The sequence below is a fragment of the Legionella sp. W05-934-2 genome (assembly GCF_964199965.1).
Taxonomy (GTDB): Bacteria; Pseudomonadota; Gammaproteobacteria; order Legionellales; family Legionellaceae; genus JAFIFT01.
Genome location: NZ_CAXMZT010000008.1, coordinates 182,578 through 194,879, shown reverse-complemented (window position 1 = coordinate 194,879; position 12,302 = coordinate 182,578). Strand labels below are relative to the sequence as shown.

Below are 12,302 nucleotides of genomic sequence, written 5' to 3'. Positions count from 1 at the left end.
GCACAAAATTATCCCGAATTTATTTGTTCAAAAATTGTGTGGATTACTTAGCCCCAACCCTCTCCCGCGAGCAAGATTTTACCCCTGGTTTAAATTCTAGCGCGGGCGAGGGGGTTCTCTTTGGTTTTGCCAATTTTTCTTACTGAACAAAAATATATCAGGATCACTCAGCGCTTCGCTCCATGCGGGCTACGATAAAAAAGTAGCCCGTATGAAGGCCGAAGGCCGGAATACGGGAATCGTCGTTGAATCTAATTATTTTTTGTTCGGTGCACAGATGTTTAACTGATGGTTATAATGATCTTAATATAGTCTTAATGTTTATGTTCTATAATATGAACAATATTTAAGCTTAGGAGAGTACAATGGCAAAACCCAAGGCAACAACTAAACCAACTGATACAGTCGAGAAAGACAATAAAAAGGCAGCGCAGGTTCTAACGGAGCTCAATGGGCAATTAGTCGGCTTATTAAACAACGCCGAAAAATCCTTCCATAATGGCAACCCTGATATTGCTCTAATATATGCCAAAGAGACAAAAGATGCTTACCTGAAAGTTATGGATGATTTTGCCAAGCTTTGTAAATTCCCCAACGAAGAAGTGAGCGGTCTGAAAACGACGGTAAGGGAACACTATGATAAGGCGAATGAGTTAGAAGGCAAGTATCAGGCTGCTATTAAAGCTAAAACAAAAGCGCCCGAAGAAATTGAAAGAATTACGAAACAACAAGAAAAGGACAAACAAAATCGGGATGCGAGGATTCAGCGTCAAAAAGAAAATCGTGAAAGAAGTGAAAAAAACAAACAACAAAAGCAAGAATTACTATCCCAATCGGTTAAAAAAATTGAAGATGCCGTTTCTAAACTTGAGCAGGATATTGGGGGTAAGCTTAATTCCCTAAGAAATGAAACGGCAGCCTCTGCTGGTTTTGCGCTTATTTCTGAGTTAAAGCAAGCGACAGAGCAATATAAAAACGATTTAGATTATTCTAAAAATAAAGCGTATGTGCCTCTTGAGGAAGCAAATGCAAAATTCAAGAAAGCCTATACCGAAGCCGTCGAAAAAGCACGCCCCGCCTTAGAAAGCGATTTTACCATATGGCAGTCAATCATGAATTTTATCAAGACAGTTTCTAATGTCATCGTAAAAACGGCTTCTTTAATTCTCCCCACAGCCACGAGAGAACAAGTATTAAAACATAGCCTGTTTGAAAAATCAGAGGCTGCTTCGTGGAAGACGGTCAAAGATTCAGAATCCGCTTTCGAACCAAAATCCCCCAAAGGATAATGTTTAGAAAACGGATTGAGTGAATCGCTTAATGCCGGGTTTAATGCCCGGCATTTTTTTTGAAGAAATAATCGATATTTTATTTAAAATACATCGAACTTAGCGCTAACACCGACGTACCGCGACTTGTTCGCGGTATCCAGAGATGCCAGTCTGGACACCTCATCAAAATAAAGGCCAAAACCCCTGGATGCCGCGAACAAGTCGCGGCACGTCTGTGTTCATAGTCTATAATGTAGGTGTTAGAAAATAAATTGGAGACGATGATGCCTAGTTCAAACGAATCGCTCATGGCTGCAGACAAGCATATTAGAGGATTAAGACAACTTTTGAAGGATGCAGGCGACCCAAAAACAATCGAAGATCATAATAATGCACTGGACACTTTAGATCGGCTGAGTAAAGCAATAGAAGACCAAAATCACCCACTTGGCGTCATTAATAAATTGGATGAAACAGATAAACATGATTATGACGTCCAAATTCACAATATTCAACAGTTAGCACAAGGATTAACGAAAGATATCCAAGGTAATCTAAAACAAATTGAAGAAGTGAGAAAAACCATTCAAACATTGAGTGACTCACTCAAGCCTGCACGCGAAGCGGGAAGCCAGCAGCAGCATCAAGCTGCTATAGAAGCGATCGAGAAATTCAATATTGAGTGGACTGAGGAATTTAATCCGCTTGGAAAGGTCAGTAGTCTTGAATTGCCAAAAGAAACCATGGAAGAGCTGATGAAAGAAGCCAATAAAGTGTCCAATGAAGCAGAAAAGCTGATGAAATCAAGCCAGAAAGTTTTAGAAGCAAGGGATAAGGCCCACAAAGGAATAGAACAAAGTGCAAAATTGATGGAGCAACGACGTGAACAAAGAGTTAGCAATACGCTAGAAAAAGTTGATAGTGCCCTTAATTTGCTTGGCCAAAAAATAGGTGGGGACAACAAGCATCAAAATAAGGAAGCACTAGCTGCTGCCAACACGTTGCTTAGTGAATTACGAACTGCTCGAAATACCTTTGAATCGAATTTAAACGGAGCTATGCCCGCTGCTAAAGCGAATGAGATTTTTACTCAGAACTACAAGAATGCAATCGAAAAGGCACGTCCTTTCTTAGAAAACGATTTATCAAAATGGCAATCAATCATGAATTTTGTCAAGGATGTTGCTAAAGCATTGGTGTCGGTGGTATCAAAATCAGCTTCAGAGCATAAAATGTTCAAAAAAGCTGAATCAACGTCTATGCCTGCCGTTGAAGAAACTAAATCTGAATTAAATAGAGGCCCTCGTTGATATTTAGGCTCGTCAGCCCTCTTCAATACCCGGGTTTTCCAAACTCAACATGCCGGAATTAAAATCATAGGCGAAAATTTCGGCATAGCGACCCCAATCGATCATGGTGTGTAACACGCGGTCGGCTTCTTTTTCACTGAGATAATCTTCGAGCTTGGTTAAAAACCGCTCTTCGGAAACGCGGTGGCTGGGTTTTTCATCTAACACCCGGCGAATGTAACGGGCAAGGGGTACCTTTTCTAACAGCCGTCGGGCAAATAATCGTTTTCGTGACTGTAAGTCGGCATTTGAAAACTCGGCTCCTAATTCACTTAATTGAATATCCCCTTCAGCTACTTTGGCAAACCCTAAAATTTCTAACGTTTCAATGATGGGGAAGAGATCATCGATATTCATGGACACGTCTTCGGCGAGCTCGGGTAAATCGATGCGCCCTTCATAAAAGGTCATAGTTTCAATTAACCCGCTTAATTCAGAAGGATCCACATCGGGTAGACGATAACCTAGGCTGATTTGGTGTTCGCGAATAGCGCGTTTGGCTTTTTCTTTCGGGCCGGTTGTCATTAAGGTGTAGATTTTATCCACCACATTGCGAAATGCCACCGATTCAACATCACGCGGCTGTGGTAAATCAACTTTAAGTTCAGCACGAATATAGCCAGGATCGGAGCCAAATATAATAATTCGATCAGCCAATGAGGCCGCTTCTTCAATGTTATGGGTGACAAGTAAGATGCCATTGGTGTTGGTTTGTTTGTTTTGCCACAGCTCAAGTAAGTCGGATTTTAAGTTTTCAGCGGTAAGAACGTCCAATGCTGAAAAAGGTTCATCCATCAATAACACATCCGGGTTAATCACCAATGCTCTGGCAAATCCCACCCGTTGACGCATTCCGCCTGAGAGTTCTTTTGGATAAGCCGATTCAAATCCATCTAAACCAATGATATCGATTGCCTCAATGGCCCTTTTCCGCCTTTCCTCACGAAGAACCCCTTGCGCTTCTAACCCAAGTTCCACATTTTGTAATACGGTGAGCCATGGCATGAGGGCGAATGATTGAAAAACCATGGCAATGCCAGGAACGGGTTTCTTAACGGATTTATTTCGGTAGGTCACTTTTCCAGAGGTGGGGGGAATAAGACCCGCAATGATTCGTAACAAGGTCGATTTTCCCGACCCCGATTTGCCAAGCAGGGCAACAATTTCACCTTCGTGTAAGGTGAAGTTCACATCTTCTAGGACTAATAATTCCTGATGGGCCGATTTTTTAAATGATTTGCGGCAGTTTTCTAATTGAATTATCGCTTGTGACATGGCTACCCTCAACTAATATTAAACCGCTTTTCAGCTAACCGATACAAAGGCCGCCAAAGGATGTGGTTGAATGCTAAAACATAGGCACACATCATGGCGGTGCCTAAGGCTATTTTAGGAAAATCACCCGCTAGAGTGCTTTCTTGAATATAAGCACCAAGCCCGGTTGCTTTTAAGGTGGTTGAGCCCCAGCTAACCCACTCCGCAACAATACTGGCGTTCCAAGCACCTCCTGCGGCGGTAATTGCCCCGGTGATGAAAAAAGGAAAAATACCAGGGATGGCAAATTTCTTCCACCACTGCCAACCCGAGACATTAAAGTTACTCATTGCCAAAGCGAGTTCTCTAGGAATGCTGGCAGCGCCAGCAATAACATTAAATAAAATGTACCATTGAGTGCCTAAGATCATAAGCGGCGTCACCCAAATTTCGACATTGAGTTTGTAATGAGAAATGGCAATGACAAACAAAGGGTAGAATAAATTGGCAGGAAAGGCGGCGGCTAATTGAATTAACGGTTGCACCCGTTGGGCAACTCTCGGACGCATACCCACCCAAACACCAACGGGTATCCAGATAATCGAGCTAATGATGATTAAGATGATCACGCGAGTTCCAGTCATGGCCCCTAGGAAAAAAACATGCATCACTTCACTGACTTTTAATTCACTTAAAATATAATTAAGCAACGCATAAGTCCCGGTAATGATGGCTAGCAACAAAATAGCATTAAAAATCCATCGATTTTTGCCGGGTTGATATTCTAAAGGCTTAGGGCCAGATTTTGATGATAATCGACCTAATCGATTCTGGTTGATAAACCGATCTCGAATGGTGCTTGTCACATTACCAATGCGATGGATAAATCGTGACCGGCGCACCATATTGACCAACCAAGATTCATATTCCTCTTCGTCGGCGGATTGGTCAAATTTAAATTTCTCAGACCAGGCAATTAAGGGTCGAAATAAAATTTGGTCATAAAGAAAAATGACAATTATCATGGTGACAATCGCATTGCCAATGGCATGAAGATTGTGTTGTTCAATAGCCACGGCAATATAAGAACCCACGCCTGGTAAGCGAATTTCTTGATGAGCGACGGATATCGCTTCAGATAATACGACAAAGAACCAACTTGCTGACATCGACATCATCATATTCCAGATGAGACTTGTCATTGAGAAGGGCACTTCGAGCTTCCAAAAGCGTTGCCAGGCAGAAAGTTGGTACATGGCGGCCGCTTCTTTCAGATCATGGGGAACAGTTTTCAATGATTGATAAAAGCCAAAGGTAATATTCCAAACTTGGGCTGTAAACGTTGCAAAAATACAAGCACATTCTGGGCCTAACATGCTGCCTGGAAACAAACGGATAAATCCCGCCACGGTAATGGATAGAAAGCTCAATACGGGTACGGATTGCAAGATATCAATGCTAGGAATGATCACTTGTTCAGCGCGGCGACTTTTGGCAGCCATCGTACCAATGAGCAGTGTGAAAATGAGGGATATGCCTAGGGCAATGAACATGCGTAAAACAGTACGGACGGCATAAAAAGGTAAATTAGCAGCTGCCAATGAAATTGGTGGCTGTCCCCCGAGGTGATAAGGGCTTGCCATTTGTTTGCCAGCCCATCCTAGAAAAAATAAAATGGCAAAGACTAACAACAGGATGAGGACGTCCCATAAATTAATAAATCGGCCAACATTTTCTTTGTTGGCAAAATAGAAGCGATTGCGTAACAATTGCCTGCCCCTGTTGTCGAAATGGCTTTAAAGGAACGGCCTAAAAATAGATAATGGCCTGAGAAATAGCTTGGGTACAATGTAACATAACGCTGATAAAATTGAAATCACGGGTATAGGTTAAAGATAATAGCTACTTTTAGTTAACAGCTTAGAGACGTATTTCATCAGGTGTTGGATAGGTGCGGGTAAGGATGTGGCACCGGCTTGGTATGCCATATCGGCATGTTGTTCTTCGTCAATTTTCATTTGCGCTAAAATGGCCTGCGATTTGTGATCCTGATGCGGCAACTTATCCAAATGGCTTTGTAAATGGGCGGTCACTTGCTTTTCTGTTTCTTCTAGAAAGCCAAGACTATATTTATCGCCGGCTATTCCCGCTAGCGCACCAAGGGCAAAGGAGCCGATATACCAAAATGGGTTTAGTATGCTAGGTGAATATCCGAGCTCGGTAAGGCGGTCTTCACACCAACTTAAGTGGTCTATTTCTTCCGCTGCGGCCGCTTGCATTTGTTCTCGTGTATTTTCGAGTTTGGCCGTTAGCGCTTGTCCTTGGTATAAGGCTTGAGCACAAACCTCGCCAGCATGATTGACTCGCATTAAACCCGCAACATGCTTTTTTTCATCTTGATTCAGTTCCGATTCAGCAATTTTCTCCGCAGGGTTGGGACGGGTGGTGTGCCTCTTTTCTGGGGGAAGAAGGGTTCGTAGGGAGGTATCGATGGCATCAATGATTAATTCAGCTAAGGGTCGGCGCATGATAACAAATTACCTTTATGGGTAAAAATGACACTTATTGTGCATATTTAACTGGACATAACCTGGTTCATATCATATCATGTTTCATGATAAAATTAACACCTGTTTAGACCTGGGCCCTAAAGCATATGTTTTCCGTTCTGCTAGAAACGTTAGTTCCTTTGATTAGCTTATTTATCTTTGTTTTAGGCAATGGTTTTTTTTCAACCTTACTTGCCTATAACATGACCTTAAATGGTGAGCCTGCTTTGTATATCGGTGCCATGACAGGTGTGATGTATGCTGGTTTGGTAATAGGCTCCTTTCACATTGAGCGATTCATTACTCGCGTGGGCCATATTCGTGCCTATTCTACATTTTCCGCTAGCATTGCTGTGATTACCCTATTGCATGGCATGTACTATAGTTTTTCGTTTTGGTTGGCTTTACGCTTTGTCTATGGTTTTGCAACGGCCGGCATTTATGTGGTGATTGAGAGCTGGCTGCTGTGCAAAAGCACGCCTGTTAATCGTGGGCAGGTTTTGTCATTCTATATGGTTTGTTTTTATTTAGCACAAGCTTTCGGACAGTTTTTCCTCAATTTGGGTAATACGCAAGATCTCTTTATCTATGCGATTGTTTCGATGTTGACATCCTTGTCTATCATTCCATTGGCGATGTCTTATGTGCGCACGCCACAAATCGAAGCGCCCTCCACCCTGAGTTTTCGCGAACTGATTAAACAAGCGAGTTCTGGGTTAATTGGTTGCTTTAGTTCGGGTCTGATTTTATCTGCGATTTACGCGTTGATGCCAACCTATCTGAATGAGTTATCGTTTGCCAAACATGACGTTGCGAAATATATGTTTGCCATCATCATTGGCGGGATGTTATTGCAATATCCAGTTGGGAAAATATCGGATTTAGTTGAAAGACGTTTAGTATTAATTGGCATTGCCATTGCAACCATATTCATCTGTGTTGCTATCAACTTGCATATTCAAATAAGCTGGCTTCTCTTTACTTGCATGATGCTCTTTGGTGGGCTGACATTTACCATCTACCCAATTAGTATCAGCCATGCTTGTGATTCGTTAGCCCAGGAAGACATTGTCGCTGGAACCCAGAGTTTATTATTATCCTATAGTATTGGCGCAATGCTTGGACCGTTTATTGCCCCTCTTTTCATGCAAACAATGGGACCCAATGGATTATTTATTTATATGTCGGTTGTGTGTTTATTGATGATCCCAGTTTTTGTCTACCGAAAAGTCACGATTGCCAGGCCCAAGCCTGAAGAAACCTTCCAATCCACCATGCAAACAACGCCAGTTATGGCAGAAATTGACCCACGGGGGGATGTGAATAGCGAGGCTTATCCGGAAGAGGATAATAATCGGCCTCAAGTGTGGGAAGTTTAATTAGCGAGAAGTTTCTTGGATTGAAGGAGCCTGTTAATGGGTTATGCGAAAATCCAAAGCTAGTGATGGCATACTGACTAAGTATGCGGCTGTGAAATAACGTATCAACAGACCCTCATTGAAAATAGAATTTAGCAGTTAGCTTGCTTGAGCATTTGGTTCATTGTCGCCTTCATCACCAGAACCGGATGACATATCGTCGTCATCGGAATCCGTGCTATCATCGTCGCTACTGCTGTCACTATTACCATTCGCATTGTTATTAGCATCGCTATCACCGGCATCGTTGCCTTGATTAGAATTGGTGCCTTCGTTGGATGGTTGTGCATTGGTGTTTGCATCAGCAGGTGGGTTGCCATTTGCTGCAGGTGTGTTGGAATTCGTCATTGTAGCAGCACCCGAATTACTGTCTTGGCCAGCGTTAGCGCTATCTTGGCTCATAGCGATTTGTTGGGCATTGGCATTAATGGCATTTTCTGCTTCTTGGGTGGCGCTTTTTTGGTTCATTTTTGCATAGGCTAGGAAAGAAACTCCTACCATCACTGCAATAACGGCGATTATTTTTTTCATCCCTTTCTCCCTAAATTGAATGGGTTGTTGCATTGACTGAATTGTCAATTCACATACTAATATAGACTGAACCAGGTTGTGTTCGCAACCTTTTAGCAGCTGATTTTATTAAACTAAATTGGTTAAATTGGCTAAATACTCTGTTTCATCGGGCAGTGATTGATGTTTTTGTGCCATCCATAAACTTTCAGCAAGAACATCGATCATCATGTGCTCAGCGTCAATGGGTTTCATTCGTTCGCACAATTTAGCAAAAATTGCTTGAATGCCATCGGGACGATTAGTGACCACTTGTTCGCGTAACGAAAGATGAAGCGCCATGTGTAAAAAGGGGTTGCTATCCCCTAACTCAGGTAGGTAATTGGCTTCGAGCGCTTTTTCATTGTCAAAAATTGATTGGTATTCGGGGTGGTCTTGAATAACCAGAACCAGTTGTTCTTCAACAGGCTCTAAGGGCTGCTTATTGAGAAACTTAGCCCACGCGGAATAAAACATGCGGCGAAATTGTAAAACATCTTGCCCAAAAAGCATCGGCATTTCTCCAAAAAATGGGCATCATAGCGTAATAGGGTGTGAAATAAAAGATAGAACTAGGGTAAATCCTGGGTATATGCCTGAAATTCTAAGATTTGCGTAAAGCATTAAGATTTGTTCGTGAACGTCTGCGTTAGCGTCTGCGTTACCGAAAGTGCTAGATTCCAGTTATAAATTTCAATTAATTCTAATTAGTCAACACTCAATGTCGTGGTTGTATAGAAGAGTTCTATTCGCTAACGCGCACGCTAACGCAAACGTTTATGTAAAAGATAATTGTTATTTTGATTTGCTTTGATAGATTTAAGCGGGATGTATCTTTAATATTCTCAATTTGAGCAAAAATAAGTGAAAAGTAATTGACATCATCGAGCACTATGATTACCATGGCTGTTGCGAGGTTGGACTTGCTATGTGTCATTCCACTGGGTCAATTGGCGACACACTGATTGGCCCTTTCTTTATTCCGGCACATTAAAAGGAGTTTTTCATGTCGTTATCATCCTATTTTCCATCATTTTCTTTTTTTTGGTCAACGAGTCAAGCACCCGTGGGTTTATCAGCACGCCCGATGGCAACATTCAAAGTGAATGAGGAGCCATTTTTAACCTATCACAAACAAAGTTTAGCGCAATTTCAGCACCATCTTGATGTGTTAAAAGCACACGATCGTAAATTAGGCAGTGTTGCCTTGGCGACTTTTTTTGCTTGGAGTTTTTCGAATACGTCCTACCTGACAACCATTGGCTTTGCGCTGGCTGGTTGGTGTGCCCGGCTGGATTATCAGCGCCAGGAATTATTGACTAACTATCGGAATGCATTAAGCCAACTTAAAAACGATCTGGCATTATTAAATGATTCAGGTGTTCCCTGGCGGGATCTCTTTAATGATGAACAAGTTCGAGCAATGTTTAAAGCATTAGCCCCCTTCGTTAAGAAAGAAGATCTTAAATACTGGAAGGATAGCGATTTAAAAGTCAAAGGACTGCTCGGTGGGGAGTCAGACAGGACCGACCTGCCGCGAGACTTTATGAAGCTTTTGGATGATATTGACGCGAAACATTTTGAAGGGGCGTTGGATTATAAATTATATACGGCTCAAGGCTATAGTAGTATCTATGCTTTTATCAGTGATCATGCCCAAGAGTTATTCAGGGGCGGTTTCAGCATGGTAAAGGATATGATCTTAGGAAATAACACGCCTCAACCAAAATAAGGTTATCGCCGAAGGATACTCCCTTCGGCAACTCAAATATTCAGTGCCCAAAAATTCGTTGCTTTCTCGACCTTAAACCCATGCTTTAGGTATAGTTTAAGGGCATTTTCATTATTGGACTCGACTTCTAACATCGCTTGCTTAAAGGCGCGATGTTGACTTTCAATGAGACAAGCATGAACAATTTCACTCCCATACCCATGGCGTTGATATTCTGGGAATACAGCAATGTCTGAAAAGATAGCCTGGTCTTGTTGCCATTGGATATGGGCTTTTGCAATTAATTTACCCTCTTTTTCGCCTATCAGCACATGGTAGTAGGGGCTTTGAATTAATTCTTGAAAACGAAGTGCCATGGTATCGATATCATAATTATGAAAGCAAGCATGATCGAGGTTGCATAATGATTCGATATCATCAAAGGCCGCCGTGCGGAAATGAAGACGAGCAGTTGATTTTTTAATTGATTTATCTATTGGTCGGGTGAGACGATATTCGCATGAATGAAAGTGCAACTGAGGATAATTTTCTACTGAAAAAGATTGGCTCGCACTAAAGTAAATCGATTCCATGTTTTGGGATTTTAAGAGGGAAATCAACGGTTGCAATAAAATTTTGGCAATCCCTCGCTTACGATACTCCGGCGAAACAAATAAGCTGCATTCGCAGGCCGTTTTATAAAAAAAATAGGTACTGACAAAGGCAATAAGCCGATGCTGGTAGTAGATCAAACCGTTCATCGCTGGTAAGCGGGTTTGGACTAATGAATTTGGGTATATTATTGGACCACCGCCATCATACTTTTCACAAATGTTTAATAACATTTTAACATCATTGAATTGAATTAAATTGAGTTCAGTTAGCCATAATGTTTCGATATTTTTTAACATACTACTCCCAAATTAATAACGCTATTTCATACGTTGGCCCAAATTTTGCCTGTCGATCTGTTATACAATGTAACTATGTTGTTTTAACTACAGAAATTTCTATACACAAAGTTATCCACAAGCACGGGTATTACAAAAAGACTTGATTTCTAAAAAAAGCTTAATTTTCAAATAGTTAAAAAAAGTCAATATGCTAAAAATAAATTTATGTAAAAGTTATCCACATTTTATTGTGTCCCATGAAAACACCTCGCATATTTTCTAGGTATGTTAGTGAAGCGTCAACTCTCCCACCAAATTCTTTTCAATGGCACGTTTGATTGCTTGCTTATCCAATGAAAGGCTTAGTAGATATAATAGCTTACAATGTGCAGCTTCGGGTGTCATATCATGGCCAGAAACTAAACCGGCTTGTTTTAGTCCATGACCAGTCGCATATTGATCCATCGCGACATAGCCCGCAGGGCATTGGGTGCAATTAATGATAATAATGCCCTTATCACACGCCTTTTTTAGACTCTGTAAAAATTGTTTATTGTTATTTTGCGCATTGCCTGCACCATACGTTTCTAATATGAGGCCTTCAATGGGTTGTTGCAATAAATATTCGAGTACTTGGGTGCTAAAGCCAGGGAATATCCGAAAATTAGCGATAAAATGGGGCTTAATGGTGGTCAAGTGAAATGCATTTTTTCTTTCGGGCAAAATCATGGATTGTTTAATAAGCACATCAATGCCGATATTAGCAAGGTGCGGATAATTGGGTGAGTCAAAGGCATCAAAACGTTGGGCGCTCATTTTCTGAGCACGGTTCCCTCGGAGCAGCCGCTGATTAAAATAGATGCATACTTCCGGTATTGGGTGATGGGCACATAGATAGAGCGAGGTCAATATATTATCTCGCGCATCATTGCGAACTTCTGATAATGGTATTTGCGATCCGGTAATAATGACCGGTTTTGATAGATTTTCAAGCATAAATGACAAAGCTGAAGCGGTGTAGGCCATGGTATCGGTGCCATGTAGGACGACAAAGCCGTCATATTTATCATAGTTGTTCGCAATATCTTCGCCAATTTTATTCCATTCATTGACGGTCATATTCGAGGAGTCAAGCAATGGACTGTATTCATAAATATCAAAACGAGGCATGGATTCATGGCGCAAAGAGGACATATTCGATAATGCTTGAGCCACATAGCCAGGTTGAGGTTGATACCCCGTTTCGGTTTGTATACTACTAATGGTGCCGCCGGTGTTAATAATTAGGATGGATTTGTCCATAACCTT

Annotated in this window: 11 protein-coding genes; 4 read left to right on the top strand and 7 right to left on the bottom strand. The window is 41.6% G+C overall.

Annotation, left to right across the window (positions count from 1 at the left end):
* Window positions 1-365 precede the first annotated feature (365 nt).
* Both AB3348_RS10770 and AB3348_RS10765 read left to right on the top strand, forming a co-directional pair.
* Window positions 366-1,289, top strand: a complete 924-nt coding sequence (locus AB3348_RS10770; protein WP_367607622.1) for a hypothetical protein — start codon at window positions 366-368, stop codon at window positions 1,287-1,289.
* Window positions 1,290-1,552: 263 nt separating this feature from the next.
* Window positions 1,553-2,581: a hypothetical protein gene (locus AB3348_RS10765; RefSeq protein WP_367607621.1), complete on the top strand. Its 1,029-nt coding sequence runs from the start codon at window positions 1,553-1,555 to the stop codon at window positions 2,579-2,581.
* Window positions 2,582-2,593: 12 nt separating this feature from the next.
* Here AB3348_RS10765 and AB3348_RS10760 read toward each other — a convergent pair whose 3' ends face one another.
* The 3 genes from AB3348_RS10760 to coq7 form a co-directional block, all read right to left on the bottom strand.
* A complete protein-coding gene (locus AB3348_RS10760) occupies window positions 2,594-3,895 on the bottom strand; it encodes an AAA-associated domain-containing protein (protein ID WP_367607620.1) in 1,302 nt (433 codons plus the stop codon).
* An 8-nt stretch (window positions 3,896-3,903) separates the two neighbouring features.
* On the bottom strand, window positions 3,904-5,643 hold the full coding sequence (locus AB3348_RS10755; RefSeq protein WP_367607619.1) for an ABC transporter permease: 1,740 nt from the start codon (window positions 5,641-5,643) through the stop codon (window positions 3,904-3,906).
* Between the two features lie 120 nt (window positions 5,644-5,763).
* Entirely contained in the window at window positions 5,764-6,402 is a 639-nt protein-coding gene (gene coq7 / locus AB3348_RS10750; protein WP_367607618.1) for a 2-polyprenyl-3-methyl-6-methoxy-1,4-benzoquinone monooxygenase, read from the bottom strand.
* 128 nt (window positions 6,403-6,530) lie between these two features.
* Here coq7 and AB3348_RS10745 point away from each other — a divergent pair, with 128 nt between their 5' ends.
* Window positions 6,531-7,802, top strand: a complete 1,272-nt coding sequence (locus AB3348_RS10745; protein WP_367607617.1) for an MFS transporter — start codon at window positions 6,531-6,533, stop codon at window positions 7,800-7,802.
* A gap of 138 nt (window positions 7,803-7,940) precedes the next feature.
* Here AB3348_RS10745 and AB3348_RS10740 read toward each other — a convergent pair whose 3' ends face one another.
* Both AB3348_RS10740 and AB3348_RS10735 read right to left on the bottom strand, forming a co-directional pair.
* Entirely contained in the window at window positions 7,941-8,372 is a 432-nt protein-coding gene (locus AB3348_RS10740) for a hypothetical protein (RefSeq protein ID WP_367607616.1), read from the bottom strand.
* A gap of 108 nt (window positions 8,373-8,480) precedes the next feature.
* Window positions 8,481-8,903 carry a DUF1841 family protein gene (locus tag AB3348_RS10735; protein ID WP_367607615.1) on the bottom strand — a complete coding sequence of 141 codons (423 nt, stop codon included), beginning with the start codon at window positions 8,901-8,903 and terminating at the stop codon, window positions 8,481-8,483.
* 493 nt (window positions 8,904-9,396) lie between these two features.
* Between AB3348_RS10735 and AB3348_RS10730 the strand changes: the two genes are divergently transcribed.
* Window positions 9,397-10,122: a hypothetical protein gene (locus AB3348_RS10730; protein ID WP_367607614.1), complete on the top strand. Its 726-nt coding sequence runs from the start codon at window positions 9,397-9,399 to the stop codon at window positions 10,120-10,122.
* Window positions 10,123-10,154: 32 nt separating this feature from the next.
* Here the strand turns inward: AB3348_RS10730 and AB3348_RS10725 are convergent, their stop codons facing one another.
* Both AB3348_RS10725 and ansA read right to left on the bottom strand, forming a co-directional pair.
* Complete coding sequence (locus AB3348_RS10725; protein WP_367607613.1) at window positions 10,155-11,012, bottom strand: GNAT family N-acetyltransferase; 858 nt, start codon at window positions 11,010-11,012, stop codon at window positions 10,155-10,157.
* A 270-nt stretch (window positions 11,013-11,282) separates the two neighbouring features.
* Window positions 11,283-12,296, bottom strand: a complete 1,014-nt coding sequence (ansA, locus tag AB3348_RS10720) for an asparaginase (protein WP_367607612.1) — start codon at window positions 12,294-12,296, stop codon at window positions 11,283-11,285.
* Window positions 12,297-12,302 lie beyond the last annotated feature (6 nt).